General features: G+C 44.4%; 14 protein-coding genes and 1 tRNA gene. 11 read left to right on the top strand and 4 right to left on the bottom strand.

Annotated features, from left to right (window positions below):
* Positions 1-121: 121 nt before the first annotated feature.
* Positions 122-1,468 carry a hypothetical protein gene (locus tag NC99_RS07985; protein ID WP_053181962.1) on the top strand — a complete coding sequence of 449 codons (1,347 nt, stop codon included), beginning with the start codon at positions 122-124 and terminating at the stop codon, positions 1,466-1,468.
* A 91-nt stretch (positions 1,469-1,559) separates the two neighbouring features.
* Positions 1,560-3,836, top strand: coding sequence for a GH92 family glycosyl hydrolase (locus NC99_RS07980; RefSeq protein ID WP_053181959.1), 2,277 nt, complete (start codon positions 1,560-1,562; stop codon positions 3,834-3,836).
* A 222-nt stretch (positions 3,837-4,058) separates the two neighbouring features.
* On the opposite strand, the gene NC99_RS07975 is transcribed toward NC99_RS07980, so the two are convergent.
* Entirely contained in the window at positions 4,059-4,265 is a 207-nt protein-coding gene (locus NC99_RS07975) for a hypothetical protein (protein WP_053181956.1), read from the bottom strand.
* 134 nt (positions 4,266-4,399) lie between these two features.
* Positions 4,400-4,473 (bottom strand) — tRNA-Pro (locus tag NC99_RS07970).
* A gap of 235 nt (positions 4,474-4,708) precedes the next feature.
* On the opposite strand from NC99_RS07970, the gene trxB reads away from it, so the two are divergent.
* On the top strand, positions 4,709-5,707 hold the full coding sequence (gene trxB / locus NC99_RS07965) for a thioredoxin-disulfide reductase (RefSeq protein WP_053181953.1): 999 nt from the start codon (positions 4,709-4,711) through the stop codon (positions 5,705-5,707).
* 84 nt (positions 5,708-5,791) lie between these two features.
* On the opposite strand, the gene NC99_RS07960 is transcribed toward trxB, so the two are convergent.
* Positions 5,792-6,985 (bottom strand): aminotransferase class I/II-fold pyridoxal phosphate-dependent enzyme, encoded by a 1,194-nt coding sequence (locus tag NC99_RS07960; RefSeq protein ID WP_239684427.1) that lies wholly within the window; start codon positions 6,983-6,985, stop codon positions 5,792-5,794.
* Between the two features lie 211 nt (positions 6,986-7,196).
* Here NC99_RS07960 and NC99_RS07955 point away from each other — a divergent pair, with 211 nt between their 5' ends.
* From NC99_RS07955 to recN, 5 genes are read left to right on the top strand one after another with little or no spacing between them, the layout of a single operon-like run.
* Positions 7,197-8,003: an outer membrane protein assembly factor BamD gene (locus tag NC99_RS07955; protein WP_053181965.1), complete on the top strand. Its 807-nt coding sequence runs from the start codon at positions 7,197-7,199 to the stop codon at positions 8,001-8,003.
* 6 nt (positions 8,004-8,009) lie between these two features.
* The gene (locus tag NC99_RS07950) at positions 8,010-8,345 is read left to right on the top strand and encodes a DNA-directed RNA polymerase subunit omega (protein ID WP_053181946.1); all 336 of its coding nucleotides are present in this window, start codon (positions 8,010-8,012) and stop codon (positions 8,343-8,345) included.
* A 13-nt stretch (positions 8,346-8,358) separates the two neighbouring features.
* Positions 8,359-9,567 carry a bifunctional phosphopantothenoylcysteine decarboxylase/phosphopantothenate--cysteine ligase CoaBC gene (gene coaBC / locus NC99_RS07945; RefSeq protein WP_053181944.1) on the top strand — a complete coding sequence of 403 codons (1,209 nt, stop codon included), beginning with the start codon at positions 8,359-8,361 and terminating at the stop codon, positions 9,565-9,567.
* A 48-nt stretch (positions 9,568-9,615) separates the two neighbouring features.
* Entirely contained in the window at positions 9,616-10,527 is a 912-nt protein-coding gene (gene porD, locus NC99_RS07940) for a type IX secretion system protein PorD (protein WP_157624668.1), read from the top strand.
* A gap of 19 nt (positions 10,528-10,546) precedes the next feature.
* Complete coding sequence (gene recN, locus NC99_RS07935; RefSeq protein WP_053181939.1) at positions 10,547-12,199, top strand: DNA repair protein RecN; 1,653 nt, start codon at positions 10,547-10,549, stop codon at positions 12,197-12,199.
* A gap of 67 nt (positions 12,200-12,266) precedes the next feature.
* On the opposite strand, the gene NC99_RS07930 is transcribed toward recN, so the two are convergent.
* A complete protein-coding gene (locus tag NC99_RS07930) occupies positions 12,267-13,427 on the bottom strand; it encodes an iron-containing alcohol dehydrogenase (RefSeq protein ID WP_053181935.1) in 1,161 nt (386 codons plus the stop codon).
* Between the two features lie 153 nt (positions 13,428-13,580).
* Between NC99_RS07930 and NC99_RS07925 the strand changes: the two genes are divergently transcribed.
* From NC99_RS07925 to NC99_RS07915, 3 genes are all read left to right on the top strand, one after another.
* A complete protein-coding gene (locus tag NC99_RS07925) occupies positions 13,581-14,177 on the top strand; it encodes a hypothetical protein (protein ID WP_053181933.1) in 597 nt (198 codons plus the stop codon).
* Between the two features lie 132 nt (positions 14,178-14,309).
* Positions 14,310-15,017: a head GIN domain-containing protein gene (locus NC99_RS07920; protein ID WP_053181930.1), complete on the top strand. Its 708-nt coding sequence runs from the start codon at positions 14,310-14,312 to the stop codon at positions 15,015-15,017.
* A 207-nt stretch (positions 15,018-15,224) separates the two neighbouring features.
* Complete coding sequence (locus tag NC99_RS07915) at positions 15,225-15,881, top strand: tetratricopeptide repeat protein (RefSeq protein WP_053181928.1); 657 nt, start codon at positions 15,225-15,227, stop codon at positions 15,879-15,881.
* Positions 15,882-15,929: the final 48 nt, after the last annotated feature.

Here is a 15,929-nt window from a genome sequence, read left to right as displayed (position 1 = left end):
CGAATGAAAAATAGTTGATTTAAAATAATAGTCTGTTGGCTTGTCTGTTGTCTGAGGTCAATAAATTCTGACTCGATGGGCATTTCAAAAACATTGTATTTAGAATAAGAAAATAATTAGGATGAAATATTTGATGTGCATTTTATTCGTTTTCTCTCTTTGTTTTGCAGGCTGTTCTAAAGAGAGCGACGATCCATTGCAGGAGGAGGTACCCGCCAAGAATGAAAATGTATTGGCGAAAACCTTGCTTTACACAGACTGGGCTTCAGCTGCAACAGTGATGTCGATGAGCTACGTAGATATGCGGAATACATTGATTTCAGACCTAGACAGTCGATGCGAGGACGCTCCCTCTTTTCTGCAACAAATGGATGATGTTGATTTATGCTGGGGTGCTATGATGTATAAGTTTTTTCTCGATGCAGATATATTTAGTGCTCAACAGTTGGCAGATATGACCTTAGAGGAATATCGAACTTCCATCATCGATTTAAATGCAACTAAAACTGTTTTTTCCGTATCTGAACTTCAGAAGAAGAACAACATCAGAAATTTGAGTATTGCGTATAGTTGGTGGTTCTATCAAAATACATCGTCTAAGCAGAAAATTGAGCAGTTGAACAACGTCGCAATTGCAGAGCCCTCTTTTGATATGAAAGATGATAAAGGACGGGTAATGGATGTTTTACGAATCGTAAAAGCAGATGAGTCGTACACCTATCTAGGTGTATATCATTCCATGGCGAGTACAAACGAATTTATACTCTATCTTGCAGGGAGTAATGACCTTAAAAACTGGATCAACATTACGGAGTTGGGAGACCGATCTCATCAAGGAGACATAAAAAAATGGGGTAATGGGTATATTGTAGCTAACGAGCAAGATCCCATTCAGGGATCTAATAATATTCGTGTCCGATATTATGCATCTTATGTGGACTTAGCAGAGGACAAGCCCACGAATGATAAGACAATATCTCAAACGTTCTCGAATCTGGCAGAAGGAACTCCTGATATCCGGAAAATTGAGGGCTTTGTCCCTTCTTCTTCTCATATTGTCATTGGGTATCATTATTATGACAATGGGATTCGCGACCAACAAGCATTTGGAATTCTAACTGATTTTTCAAACTGGAGAACCTGGAAGGATGAAGTGTCAAATTTTACCATTCAGGAGATGGGATATAAAGGAAATATTGGAGGGAGAAGTGCGTTTAGTCACGATGGCGATTATGTGCTTCAGGAAGCTCAAATTACGTCTGGAGACTGGAGTAGCTGGCGAATTTTATTTGGGAATGGTGCATTTTATTGTACGCTACAGCCTCAAACGCCACTGGGATCTGCGTCTTTTGCCAATCCTGGAATTACGCCCATTGAGTCTGATAAGTTTGTCGTTACTAGTTTTTTGCCTTCGCAAGGAAATAGAAGTGGGGAAATAGGTGAGCTTGTATACATTGTCCAGTTCTAAAATCAATGTAATTCAGATGGTTGTGGTTTAAATCTTGGTATCGCGTGTGGATTTGTGTGCTACTGTTTTTAAAGGGTTAATATACTAGAGTATGAAAAAACTGTATTTACTATCGTCGCTTATTGTTTGTTTCGTGATGTTGTATGCTGCCGACCCCGTTGATTTGGTTCAGTATGTTAACACCTTGCAGGGAACCAATTCTCATTTTGGCTTAACCAGGGGAAATACGTATCCTACGACAGCTTTACCTTTTGGAATGCACACATGGACACCTCAAACGGGGGTGAATGGAGATGGTTGGAAGTATCAGTTTTTCAAAGACTCCATTCGCGGATTTCAGCAGGCTCATCAGTGCAGCTCATGGACCAATGACTACTGTGTTTTTTCGCTAATGCCTGTTACCGGATCGCTGGCTTTAAACCAGATTGATAGGGCTGCCAAATTCAGCCATGACAATGAAGTAGCCAAGCCGAACTATTATCGGGTTAAGCTGGATAACCAGATTACCACAGAAATTTCACCAACCGAACGTGGCGCCCATCTGCGTTTCTCCTTTCCCGAGAAACAAAAATCTTACGTGGTGCTCGATGGTTACACCGGGTTGAGCCAGGTGAAAATTCATCCAAAGGAAAATCGCATTACAGGCTATGTGCATAATGGTCGGGGATTGACTGATAATTTCAAAAGCTACTTTATTATCCAGTTCGATCATCCCATCCGTGAATTTGGCGTATGGGAGAACCGCAATCAACAACATTGGGATGGAGAAGATAAGTTGGAAGGCCGTGGCGCTAGCGGTTGGGTTCGTTTTGAAGATGGCGCGAAGGTGCAGGCCAAGGTGGCATCTTCATACATTAGCCCGAAGCAAGCCGAACTGAATATGGAACGTGAGCTTGGGAAAGATCAATCGCTGGAAGATACTAAACAGGCGGCCTGGGAAATCTGGAACCAGCATTTGAACCGGATTCTCGTTGAAGGTGGAACCGAGGAAGAAAAAGCAACCTTTTATTCGTGCTACTTTCGGGCCAGCTTGTTTTCACGTAAGTTTTATGAACTGGACGAGAACGGACAGCCATACTATTTCAGTCCTTATGACGGGCAAGTCCATAACGGCTATCTGTATACCGACACTGGCTTTTGGGATACCTTCAGGGGACAGTTCCCTTTGAATGCCCTGCTGCACCCAACCATGCATGGTCGGTACGTGGCTGGATTGCTCGATGCTTACGACCAATGCGGTTGGTTGCCCTCTTGGTCTTTCCCGGGAGAAGCCGGCAGCATGATCGGGAATCATGCCATTTCGCTGTTGGCAGATGCTTGGGCGAAAGGTCTGCAGACATTTGACCCGCAAAAAGCGCTGAATGCCTATTACCACGAAGCCACCAACAAAGGCCCGTGGGGGCCGGCGAACGGGAGGGATGGCTGGAAAGAATACTACACGTTGGGCTACGTGCCTTATCCGAAGTATCGCGAAGCAACAGCAAAAACCCTTGAATATGCCTACGATGATTTTTGTGGTTATCAGTTGGCAAAAATGACCGGAAACGATTTTTATACCGACGTGTTTTCGCGTCAGATGTACAACTATAGGAATGTTTTTGATGCGTCGGTTGGCTTTATGCGTGGTCGCGATGAAAAAGGAATCTGGAAACAGAACTTCAATGCTTTTGAATGGGGAGGCCCATACACTGAAGGGAATGCATGGCATTATCTTTGGTCAGTTTTTCACGATCCGCAGGGCTTGATCGACTTGTTAGGCGGAAATCAAAATTTTATTGCCAAAATGGACTCGGTTTTTTCTGTTCCTAACACAGTTTTGGTGGGGACTTACGGGCGTAAGATCCATGAAATGACCGAGATGGAAATGGCAGAAATGGGGCAGTATGCGCACGGCAATCAGCCCATTCAACACATGATTTATCTGTACAACTATGCCGGAGCGCCGTGGAAAGCACAAAAGTGGAGCAGGGCGGTGATGGACAAGTTGTACACCTCAACGGAGAACGGTTACCCGGGTGATGAAGATCAGGGGCAGACCTCCTCGTGGTATGTGCTGAGTGCCTTGGGCTTTTACAGTGTTTGTCCCGGAACCGATGAGTATGTCATGGGCAGTCCGATTTTCGAGAAAGCGACCATTACCATGGAAGATGGAAAACAATTTGTGATTGAAGCCAGAAATAACAATAAAGACCATGTTTACATCCAGTCGGCCGAGTTGAATGGAAAGACTTATACACGCAACTATATCCGTTACCAGGATCTTGTTAGTGGTGGTAAGCTGACACTTGAAATGGTGGACCAGCCGAACAAAACGCGGGGAACACAAAGAGAAGATCTGCCGTTTTCTTTGTCACAAGGAGGTAACTGATAGAGCCGATTTGTAATACTGGTCATTGCATCTTAGTTTGAAAAATATGTTTATGGCATAAGCGAATTGAGGTACTATACTTAATTTCTGGAAAATTTCAGAATGGGAAAGATACCCCGGGGTACTCTATAGTCGGAAGAATTATTAGCACTTCCAAACTAATGGGCACGGGAGTCGGGTGGCATGACACTTATGACGCGTTTTGTAGATTCTTGCGTTCCATTAACGTTTCACTTGGTTGAATTCAATAATTGCCTGCTTTTGGTTTTTGATAGGGGCACTCCGGCCCAAATCCAGGTTGGCTCTATTTGATCTTCCGAGTCCGGATACTTTTACAGGAGTAAAGGTACCGGAAGCTTTTTCGCCGTGTTCAAAAGCTCCATTTCCTCCCAGTACTTCCGAAGCCAGTAACTGATTTCTATTTTTCAATTTAAAAACTGCCGTTAAAGCAAACGTTTTGGCTTGACAGATTAGTGTTTATTTGCATCTTGTTTTATCCAAAATGCGACACCTTAAGCAAAAAGAGCCTACGAGTATTCTCGTAAGCTCTTGATTTTCAACTGTCGGGATGACAAGATTTGAACTTGCGACCCCTCGCCCCCCAGACGAGTACGCTACCAGACTGCGCCACATCCCGATTCATCTTCACTTCAACCTCGTCGAACGCTATTTGATTGATTTTGGTGAAGCGCTTGCAAAAGTATATAAAGAAGGCAATTCTGCAAAATTAATTTAAACTATTTGAAAAACGATTTCAATAGCTTGTCTCTATCGCACCTTCACTATTATTGATGAATCAAATGTTGGATATATCTCGATGTTGTGTAATTTTGCCGCATCAATCTAATAAAAAAAAGCTAAAAATAAAAGTCATGTTTAAATCATTAAATCTTAAGGAGAACGAGAAGCCGCAGAATGAGCCGCAAGGCGATGCAGAGCGTGTAAAGTGTTTGATCATTGGTTCAGGGCCGGCGGGATATACAGCTGCCATTTATGCTGCGCGTGCCAATTTAAATCCAGTCATGTACGAAGGACTTCAACCCGGAGGACAATTGACGACGACTACGGAAGTTGAGAATTATCCTGGTTATCCGGAAGGAGTTACCGGCCCGGTGATGATGGAGGATTTCAAAAAGCAAGCTGAGCGTTTCGGAACCGATATTCGTTATGGTTATGCCACCAAAGTTGATTTTTCGGGTAATATTCATAAGGTTTGGATTGATGGAAAGAAACTGATAGAGGCAGAGGCTGTTATTTTGGCAACCGGAGCAACGGCCAAATATCTGGGCATTGAAGATGAGCAAAAATACGCCGGAGGGGGTGTGTCGGCCTGTGCAACTTGCGATGGCTTCTTTTACCGTGGCAAAGATGTGGCGGTTGTTGGAGGTGGCGATACTGCCGCTGAAGAAGCCATTTACTTGGCTGGACTGGCCAATAAGGTGTATCTCATTGTTCGTCGTGATGTTTTGCGTGCTTCGCGTGTGATGGCCGACCGGGTGAAGAAAGTTCCAAACATTGAGATTCTTTGGAAGCACCAAACCAAAGGCTTATTTGGCGATGGTGTTGTTGAGGGGGCTACTTTGGTGAAGAATAAAGGTGAAGCAGACGAAGAAGAAGTGAAAATTAAAATTGATGGTTTTTTCCTGGCGATCGGGCATAAACCCAATTCCGACTTTGTGGCTGACTTTCTGGATACCGATGAAGTGGGATATGTTAAAACAATTCCAGGCACGTCAAAAACCAATATCCCCGGGGTATTTGCCTGTGGTGATTTGATGGACTCAATTTATCGTCAGGCGGTTACCGCTGCCGGTTCCGGATGTAAAGCCGCGATGGATACGGAACGTTATTTATCGGAGAAACACAGCTAGGATATAAACTGCAAAGAAATCAAATATAAAAAAAGCCATGTTGAATTCTCAGCATGGCTTTTTTTATATTGAAGTATTTTTTGACTAGGCCATATTTGGAACCTCAGAACCCGCGTAGGCTCCCGACTCTAGCTTATCCCTAACTTCTTTGAATGCTTTAATTGTAATGTCAACATCCTCCAGCGAGTGCATGGCTGTAGGAATCAGGCGAAGGATAATCTCTCCTTTTGGAATCACTGGGTAAACCACAACGGAGCAGAAAATTCCGTAATTCTCACGCAGATCCATCACGACATTGGTTGCTTCAACCACGCCGCCTTTCATATAAACCGGAGTAACCGGCGAATTGGTGCGCCCCAAATCAAATCCAGCTTCTTTTAAGCCCGATTGCAAATTGTTCACTACATTCCAGAGTTGTTCGCGGAGTTCGGGTTTTGTTTTCAGCAGTTCCAGTCGCTTCATGGCACCAATAACCATTGGCATGGGAAGTGATTTGGCAAAAGTTTGCGAGCGCATGTTGTAACGCAGGAAGTTGCACACATCGGTGTCGCAGGCTACAAAAGCGCCAATTCCGGCCATCGATTTGGCAAACGTGCAGAAATGCAGGTCAACCTGATCTTGTACACCAAAATGCTCAGGAGCTCCGGCTCCGGTTGGTCCCATCACGCCAAATCCATGCGCATCATCAACCAACAAGCGGAAGTTGAATTCCTTTTTCAAAGCAACAATCTCGTCCAGCTTACCCAAGTCGCCTGACATCCCAAAAACACCCTCGGTGATGACCAAAATGCCTCCGCCTTGCTTTTCAGCCAATTTAGTGGCACGGCCCAACTGGATTTTCAGGTTCTCAATGTTGTTGTGTGGATAGACGTAGCGTTTTCCCATGTGCAGGCGTACTCCGTCAAGAATGCAGGCATGCGATTCGCTGTCGTAAACCACCACGTCGTTGCGGCCACAAACAGCATCAATAATCGATACCATTCCCTGGTAACCAAAGTTCAGTAAGAAGGAATCAGACTTACCAACATAAGCTGCAAGTTGTCTTTCCAGCTCTTCGTGTTGGTTGGTTTGCCCCGACATCATACGAGCGCCCATCGGATAGGCCAGACCCCATTGTTTTGCCGCATCAGCATCAACTTTGCGAACTTCCGGGTGGTTAGCCAGGCCAATGTAATTGTTCAAACTCCAGGTCAGCACTTCTTTGCCCCTGAAATTCATGCGGGCACTGATTTCACCTTCCAACTTGGGGAAAGCAAAGTAGCCATGGGCTCGTTCCATGTGCTTGCCAATGTCGCCTCTATTTGATCGAAATTTTTCAAAAATATCCACTTCAAAAAGCTTTAAAAATTAACAACGCAAAAGTAATTCTTTTTAAGAAGTCTACAAATTTGTTAATTTATATTAAACCAGCGAGTCGATAAACAAATCTTCTTATATTTTGCCGTTCGTATTATCCTGAAAAATGTATCTTTGCGCCATGTTTATAAAAATGAAGAATACAATCGTTTTCGCGCTGTTCTTGTTACTCGTCGGTACGGCGTGTAGCGATTACAATAAAATTGTGAAAAGTACAGACTACGAGTTTAAGTATAAAAAGGCGCTTGAGTATTATGAAGCGGGCGAGTATGTGCGTTCTTCTCAACTGCTGAGCGAGCTTGTCAATATTTACCGTGGGACCAGTCGTGCCGATGAAGTTTATTATTATTACGCCAAAAGCCATTTTGGTTCGCGCGACTATTTAATGGCAGGCCATTGGTTTCGAACTTTGGTGAAAGATTTTCCCAAAAGTAAGTATGCCGAAGAATCGCAATACATGATTGGCTACTGTCATTACCTCGATTCTCCCAAACCGCGGTTGGATCAGCAGGTAACTCAAAAGGCCATTGATGCGCTTCAATTGTACATGAATTTATATCCGAACAGCGACCGGGTTGAAGAAGCCAACCGTCTGATTATTGAAATGCGTGATAAGTTGGTGTACAAATCCTTTTTGAGCGGAAAACTGTATTATGATCTGGAAGATTACAAAGCGGCGGTTGTTGCTTTAACAAATTCCTTGAAAGAATTTCCCGATACCAAGTACCGCGAAGAACTCATGTTTATGCTTTTACGCGCCAAGTATCTTTTGGCTATCAGAAGCGTAGAGGAAAAAAAAGAAGAACGTTTGACCGATGCTTTGGATGAATATTTTACCTTTGTCGATGAATTTCCGGAAAGTGGATACAGGAAAGAGGCTGAAAAATTCTACGCGGAAACGGCAAAATTATTAAATTATAACGAAGAGGCTAATTTATAAATAGATATGGATTATAAGAAAGTTAAAGCTGAAAGCTCAACAGTTCCAAGAGATTTGAACGATTTGGAAGACCAAACAGGAAACGTTTACGAAACAGTGATGATTCTTGCTAAACGATCGAATCAGATTGCTTCGGAAATGAAAGAAGAACTGAATCAGAAATTGCAGGAATTTGCATCGTACACCGATAACCTGGAAGAAGTATTTGAAAACCGGGAGCAGATCGAAATTTCGAAATATTACGAGCGCTTACCGAAACCAACCTTAATTGCTTTTGAAGAACTGAAGCAAGGACAAATTTACCATCGTAATCCTGCGAAAGAAAACCGAAAAGCACTTTAATCTGTGGCCTTACATGAGGCTTAAAGGAAAACATATTATTTTAGGATTGACTGGAAGTATAGCTGCCTACAAGGCGGCTTATCTTTTAAGGGGGCTGGTGAAAGAAGGCGCCGATGTGCAGGTGGTGATGACGCCAGCCGCGAAAGAATTCATTACCCCGGTTACCATGTCAGCCTTATCCGGACGACCTGTCGCTTCGGATTTTTTTGCTGCCAACGATGGCACCTGGCATTCGCATGTGGACATGGGGCAATGGGCCGACTTAATGCTCGTGGCACCGGTTACAGCCGCAACACTTGGGAAATTGGCACACGGCATTGCCGACAACCTTCTGGTTACAACGTACATGTCGGCCAAGTGCCCGGTTTACCTGGCGCCAGCCATGGATTTGGACATGTTCCGGCATCCTTCAACCTTGAAAAATCTGGATATTCTGCGTTCGTTTGGGAACGTGATTCTGGAACCGGGCGAAGGCGAACTGGCCAGCGGGCTGCACGGCAAAGGCCGGATGCAGGAACCGGAGCAATTGGTGGAAGAAGTGGTCGCTTTCTTCCATTCAAAAAAAAAACTTCTGAATAAAAAGGTGCTGGTGACCGCCGGGCCTACCTACGAAAAAATTGATCCTGTTCGTTTTATCGGGAATTACTCTTCCGGGAAAATGGGCTTTGCCCTGGCCGAAAAGCTGGCAGAGCAAGGCGCTCAGGTAGTTTTAGTAGCCGGACCGGTAAGTTTGAAACTGGCACATCCGAGCATTCAGCGGATTGATGTGCAGTCGGCCAGCGAAATGCATGAGGCTTGCCTGCAGCATTTTCCGCAGATGGACGCGGCCGTAATGTGCGCTGCCGTAGCCGACTACCGCCCAAAGAAAATCGCCAGTCAAAAAATAAAGCGCCAGGCGAGAGAGATGTTTATTGACCTGGAAGCCACAGCCGACATTGCTGCTTCGCTGGGCAAATTGAAAACAAACAGCCAGCTTTTGGTGGGTTTTGCACTCGAAACAAACGACGAAGCACAAAATGCCTTGGGCAAACTTCAAAAGAAAAACCTTGACTTCATTGTGCTCAATTCGTTACAGGATCAAGGGGCTGGTTTTGGGGTGGATACCAACAAGATTACCATTCTTTCGAAAGACAATAATGTCCAACTATTTGAGTTAAAACACAAGACAGAGGTTGCCGCTGACATTGTTGAGAAGTTGACTCAGGAATTGGCCAAGTTGTAAGACTTCTGCAGAATTTGATTATTTTTACTCCTCAGGTATTTTTCCATTATGAAGAAACTTAGCTTCTTATTGATGTTGGTTTTGATGCTTGTTGGTTCGGGCATGGCGCAGGAATTGCGTTGCAATATCAGCGTGTCGGGCCAGCAGATTCAAGGAGCCAACCGCAACGTTTTTCAAACCATGCAGGCCGACTTGTATGAGTTTATGAACAACCGCAAGTGGACGGACCACGTCTATTCGATGGACGAGCGCATTGAGTGCAGCATTTATATCCGGCTGACCGAGCAGCTTTCGTCCAACGAATTCAAGGGAAGTATCCAGGTACAGTTGCGTCGGCCAATATTCAATTCCGACTACGAAACCCCACTGCTTAATATCAAAGACAACGATTTTCATGTGGAGTATGTCGAATATCAGTCGATGGAGTTTAATGAAACTTCCAATCGCGACAACCTGACCAACCTGATGGCTTATTATGCCTACATCATTCTGGGAATGGATTACGATTCGTTTTCACCCAACGGCGGAACCGAGTACTTTCAGAAAGCCCAGCAAATTGTGAACAATTCGCAAAACGTGCGCTATGCCGGATGGAAAGCCTACGAAAGCGAACGCAACCGGTATTGGTTGGTCGAAAACCTGCTGAACAAGTCGTATGCGCCTTTTCGCGATTGTACGTACCAGTATCACCGCATGGGTCTCGATAAAATGCACGAACAGATTGAAGAGGGCCGTGCCGCTGTTGCCGAGTCGCTCCGATCCATTCAGAAAGTTTTTCGCTCGCGGCCGTCATTGTATATCTTGCAGATTTTTTTCGATGCCAAATCCGATGAGCTGGTCAATATTTTTTCTAAATCGTATCCTGATGAACGCAACCGGGTGATGACCATTTTAAATGAAGTTGACCCGTCGAATGGAAGCAAGTATGAGAGAATAAATAAAGCAGCCGAAGAATTTTAAAAGCTAAAAAACCGCCTCTGTGTTACAATCGCTCTACATTAAAAACTACGCCCTGATTGACAAGCTGTCGATTGAATTCAACAACGGGTTTAATATTATTACAGGTGAAACCGGTGCCGGAAAATCCATCGTACTTGGTGCGCTCGGACTGATTTTGGGGCAGCGTGCCGATCTTTCTGTTTTGCGTGATAAGCATAAGAAATGCACGGTGGAAGGGAGTTTTGCGGTGAAGGAATACCGGTTGGAAGAATTTTTTGTGGAAAATGAGCTGGATTACGATGACCACACCATTTTGCGGCGCGAAATTACGCCAGCCGGAAAATCGCGTGCGTTTATCAACGATACGCCAGTGAACCTGAAAACCATTCGTGAGCTGGCCCTGCGCCTGATTGATATTCACTCGCAGCACCAAAACCTGGAATTGGGTAACCGCCTGTTTCAACTGAAACTGATTGATCTGGTGGCAAAAAATCAATCGCTTCTCAGCAATTACCAAAAGCTGTTTTACGAATATACCGAGACAAAAGCAGAATATTCGGCCTTGGTTAGCAAGGCAGACCAGGCCAAAAAGGATCTGGACTACTTTCAGTTCCAGTTTCAGCAATTGGATGAAGCCAAGTTGAAAGCGGGCGAACAGGGAGAACTGGAATCGGAACAAAATCAGCTGGAACATGCTGAGGATATTAAACTTACCTTTGGACAATTGGCCGAAGACTTGGACAGTGAAGAGCAAGGCATTCTGTTGCGTTTGAAGGAGCATGTCAACCGGCTCAATAAGATGCGTGACTACTTTCCTGAAACCAAAGAATTGCATCAGCGTTTGGAATCTTGCTACCTGGAGCTGAAAGACTTGGCTGATGAAAGTTTGGTGGTTGCCGAGCGCGTTGAACATGATCCGGCGCGGATTCAGCTGGTAGCCGAACGACTTGATCTGATTTATTCGCTTCAGCAAAAATTTCATGTGGCTACCGTTGAAGAGCTGCTGGGAGTTCAGGAAGATTTGGATCAGAAAATTGGACAGGTGGCTTCATTCGATGAGGAAATTGCCCGCTTCGAGCGGTTGCTTATTGAGCAGGAAGCGAAACTGAAAGAACTGGCTGCCGGGTTGACGAAAAGCCGGACTGGTGTTGCCGGGACAGTTCAGCAATCGGTGGTCGAAATGCTTCAAAAACTGGGCATGCCGAATGCTGTTTTTCAGCTATACTTTGAGTTGACCGATCAGCTTGGCGTAATGGGAAACGACGAGGTTCGTTTCTTGTTCAGTGCCAACAAAAGCGCCGAAGCCCAGGAAATATCAAAAATCGCATCGGGTGGTGAAATGTCGCGTTTAATGCTGGCTTTAAAAAGCCTGATTACCGATAGCACATCGCTTCCAACGATTGTGTTTGATGAAATTGATACGGGGATTTCGGGCGAAATTGCTTTAAAAATGGGCGATATTCTGAAAGGAATTTCTGCCAAAATGCAGGTCATCAACATTACACACTTGCCACAAATTGCAGCCAAAGGCGATCATCACTACCAGGTTTATAAGTTCGATGAAGGCGAAAAAACCTTTACTTCAATTCGCAAACTTGAAAACAGTGAGCGGGTGGACGAATTGGCGCAGATGCTGAGTGGTGATCGGAATTCGAATACCGCTCGTGAAACGGCCCGCGAATTGCTCGAATAAGAGCAAAAAAAAAGGCTCCACACAAAGAAATGATGAAGCCTTTTTTTGATGCAAACGGATATTCTTTTTATAATCGTCCTTCCAAAATCAACTGAATTTCTTTCGGCCCAATATCAGCTTTCTCGCCAATTTTCATTCCGCGTTCTTCAAATCGCGAAGTGATTCGCCCAATGGTTTCGGCAGGAACTTCGTAGTCGGGCAGGGTGGTTTTGATGCCCACTGACTCGAAAAAAGCAATCGTTTTCGAGATGGTTTGATCGATGCGCTCGTCCGAAGTTCCTTCACTAATTCCCCAAATCCGTTCGCCATATTGCAGAATTTTCTCTTGCTTTTCCTTTCTGCGGATATCCATCATGCCGGGAAGCACAATGGCCAGCGTTCGCGCGTGGTCAATACCGTGGTAGGCAGTCAGTTCGTGACCAATCATGTGGGTGCCCCAGTCTTGCGGAACGCCCATGCCAATCAGTCCATTCAGGGCCATGGTGGCGCTCCACATAAAGTTGGCGGCGGCTTCGTAGTCATTCCGGTTTGCCAGCACTTTTGGGCCCTCTTCAATCAAGGTGTGCAAAATTCCTTCGGCAAAACGATCTTGCAAAGGCGCATTGACCGGGAAGGTGAGGTATTGTTCCATCACGTGAATAAAGGCATCAACAATGCCGTTGGCCACCTGTCGATCGGGCAGCGAGAAAATCACTTCGGGATCAAGCACCGAAAACTGGGGCATCACCGCAGGCGAGTCAAACGCCAGTTTTTCCTGCGTTGAAACCCGCGTGACAACGGCATTGCCATTCATTTCGGAGCCGGTTGCCGGAAGTGTTAGCACCGCGCCAATCGGAAGGGCTTTCTGAATACTAACCTCGCTACGCTTGGCGCAAATATCCCAGGGCTCATCGCCTTCAAACAAGGCTGCCGCTGCTATAAATTTGGTGCCATCCAATACCGATCCGCCACCTACTGAAAGCAGGTAATCTACTTTTTCTTCTTTCACGATTGACACGGCTTTCATCAGGGTTTCGTAGTGTGGATTGGCTTCAATACCGCCAAATTCGATGATGTCAAAGCCTTTTGTTGCCGCTTTTACCTGGTCGTAAACGCCATTTTTGAAAATACTGCCTCCACCGTACGTGAGCAGAATTTTTTTATCCTTTGGAAGCTCGTTGGCCAGCTTGGCAATTTTGCCTTTCCCAAATAATATTTTTACCGGGTTTTTGAATTCAAAATTATACATGTGTTTTATTTTTTTTGGTTCGAAGATCAAATTTAGTAAACCTGAGGCAGAATCACTGTTAATAATTCTAAAGGTTTTTTGTGGCCGATCAAAACACCACAATTGGTTTGGCTTTTCGGCTTGCAGCTAAACGAACTTTTCTATTTTTGTTTCATGGAAAATGAAGAACTCAAAACGCGAATTGGTTCACTGGGTGACACAGAATTGATTGAATTGCTCAAACTGCGGGATTCGTATCAGCCCGAAGCGGTTGATTTTGCGATACAGGAAGCCCTCCGCCGCCAAATCATCCAGTCTGAAGCCGATTTGCAATCGGCCGGTTTTCAGCCGGAGCATCGTTATCAGAAGAGTATCTTTCCACATCTCAATCCAGATAACCAGTTCCAAAAGGTATTCAACAGCTTCATGCGTATTTTGTATCTAACAGCCGTTGCTCCGCTTGTTTTTGGCGTTTTAAATCTGCTTGATGGAGATCATCGGGGTGCGTTGCTTTTACTGGGACTTGGATTGTTGTGGGTTGGTTTGAGTGTTCGCCTTCAAAAGCAAAAGAATCCTCAAATTCCTGTTGTACTGCTGGTTCTGTTTCTGCTTGGTTTGACCCGGGTTTTTTTCACACAAATCAATTTTGCTGCCTTGCAAATAATGGATTTTGTGGTTTTCGGAATCGCTTTCCTGTTGTTCATCTATGTCTTGGTTTACCTTCGTGTTTTATTGATGCGCAGGACGTCGGGTGGCTCCACTTCTGACTGAGAGATACTTTTACCTCTAAAAAACGGACGCTGATCGAAAAAAGCAGATCATTGGAGAAGTTGTTGTGTAGCTTTGTTGCTGAAATTGAATTTTTTCGATTTGGTTAAAAACTAAAAATCAAAATACGCTACGATGAAAAACAGTCAGCTAATTATCGTTTTTCTTTTCTTCCTGTTCATTACTCCGTCCTGTTTTTCTTCCTCATCTTCTCAATGGGACGATGACGAAGTCAAAACCTTTGACATTTCCAATTTTGAACGAATAGCGTTAGAGGGGGGCTACAAAGTCGTTTTGAAACAATCGGATCAACCTGGTTTGCGGATCAAGGCAGACGAAGAATTTTTTGACTATCTGCAGGTTGATAGCGACGGACATACTTTGAGCGTGACCCTTCGTGAGCGCCATCTTAATTTTGGCGGGGTAGTTTTGTATATCGAATTTGTTGATTTGAAAGAATTGGCCATTCAAGGCGGTGTAAAGCTGGAAACCAAGGGCTATGTTGACCTGAGTGATTTTTATTTGCGTGTTGAAGGTGGGGCCAAAATTGAAATGGAAATGAAAGTGGATCATCTGAAGGTTATTGGCGAAGGTGGCGTCAGTTTCGATTTTCGGGGGGTTGCAAATACAATGGATACCCGGATTTCGGGGGCAGGCCATATCGATGCCGGGGAGTTGAAAACCCAGGCGGTGACAATTGAAATAGAAGGTGTGGGAGGTGGATCGGTGTATGCGACTGATAGGTTGAATGCCAAAATTGAAGGTGTTGGAAAAATTCGCTACAAGGGTGATCCCGAAGTGAAAAAAATAGTTGAAGGGCTAGGGGTGGTTAGCCCAGAGTAGCTCATTTTTATGGAAAAATTGAAACCAGGATGCTTGTCAAGTGTCCTGTTTTTTATTGGCGTAATTTATTATTGATGAGGATTTAAAACCAAAGCATTGAAATAATTGTTTAGGTTTTTAAATCATTATTGCTATTTTTGGAAACTTTGATGGAAAAAATGTAAAATTTAACTTGATTTATTAATAAAACTGAAAGAGGAACAAATTATGAAGCGATTGTTTTTATTAACTGTTTTTTGTCTGGGGCTCGTTTTTGCCGGATCTGCGCAAGATGTTGACGCGGTTCAACTAAAAAATGACGGAAACGATGCATTGCGGGCAAAAGATTACAAAAAAGCACTGGAGCTATTTGAGAAATCATTGGCAAACTGGGGAGACGAAGAACAGGACAAGGCCATGGTCTACAACGCCGGGTACTGTGCGTACAAAGTGAAGAACTTCGAAAAGGCTGCTGAATATTTCGGACAGTCAATTGAGAATAACTACAAAACCTCAACGGCCTATTTGTATAAAGCCAACGCGCAGCGTCAGGCAGGCGATGAGGCAGGGTTTGTAGAAACGCTGGAAGCTGGAATGGCTTCGAATCCAAACGATATGAAGATGAAAGACATGCTTTCAACCTTCTATCTGAAGGAAGGAAATGCGTTTTATAAAAAAGGTGCTGAGATTCTAAAGCAAGCTGCTACCGATGTGGCTGCCGGAAAATTTACAACGAATGATGATCAGTACAAAGCAGCGACAAGTGAAGCGAGAGATGAATTCAAAAAGGCATTGCCTTATTTTGATAAAGCTTTGAAACTGACTCCGAACGACGACACAGCCAAACAGCTGAAAGCCGCGGCTACGCAAGCCATTAACGGATAATTCCAAAGCTGGAAAAAAATAAAAAAAGCTGCTCAATTGAGCAGCTTT

Origin of the sequence: Sunxiuqinia dokdonensis, assembly GCF_001270965.1 — a bacterium.
GTDB classification, from domain to species: domain Bacteria; phylum Bacteroidota; class Bacteroidia; order Bacteroidales; family Prolixibacteraceae; genus Sunxiuqinia; species Sunxiuqinia dokdonensis.
This window is presented reverse-complemented; position numbering and strand designations above follow the sequence as displayed.

Excerpts from the sequence above, each read along its gene's own strand:
- NC99_RS07955 (WP_053181965.1), top strand. The coding sequence starts at position 7,197 with ATGAAGAATACAATCGTTTTCGCGCTGTTCTTGTTACTCGTCGGTACG.
- NC99_RS07920 (WP_053181930.1), top strand. The coding sequence starts at position 14,310 with ATGAAAAACAGTCAGCTAATTATCGTTTTTCTTTTCTTCCTGTTCATT.
- coaBC (WP_053181944.1), top strand. The coding sequence starts at position 8,359 with ATGAGGCTTAAAGGAAAACATATTATTTTAGGATTGACTGGAAGTATA.
- NC99_RS07985 (WP_053181962.1), top strand. The coding sequence starts at position 122 with ATGAAATATTTGATGTGCATTTTATTCGTTTTCTCTCTTTGTTTTGCA.
- NC99_RS07915 (WP_053181928.1), top strand. The coding sequence starts at position 15,225 with ATGAAGCGATTGTTTTTATTAACTGTTTTTTGTCTGGGGCTCGTTTTT.
- trxB (WP_053181953.1), top strand. The coding sequence starts at position 4,709 with ATGTTTAAATCATTAAATCTTAAGGAGAACGAGAAGCCGCAGAATGAG.
- NC99_RS07950 (WP_053181946.1), top strand. The coding sequence starts at position 8,010 with ATGGATTATAAGAAAGTTAAAGCTGAAAGCTCAACAGTTCCAAGAGAT.
- NC99_RS07925 (WP_053181933.1), top strand. The coding sequence starts at position 13,581 with ATGGAAAATGAAGAACTCAAAACGCGAATTGGTTCACTGGGTGACACA.
- NC99_RS07980 (WP_053181959.1), top strand. The coding sequence starts at position 1,560 with ATGAAAAAACTGTATTTACTATCGTCGCTTATTGTTTGTTTCGTGATG.
- NC99_RS07930 (WP_053181935.1), bottom strand. The coding sequence starts at position 13,427 with ATGTATAATTTTGAATTCAAAAACCCGGTAAAAATATTATTTGGGAAA.
- NC99_RS07960 (WP_239684427.1), bottom strand. The coding sequence starts at position 6,985 with ATGGAACGAGCCCATGGCTACTTTGCTTTCCCCAAGTTGGAAGGTGAA.
- porD (WP_157624668.1), top strand. The coding sequence starts at position 9,616 with ATGAAGAAACTTAGCTTCTTATTGATGTTGGTTTTGATGCTTGTTGGT.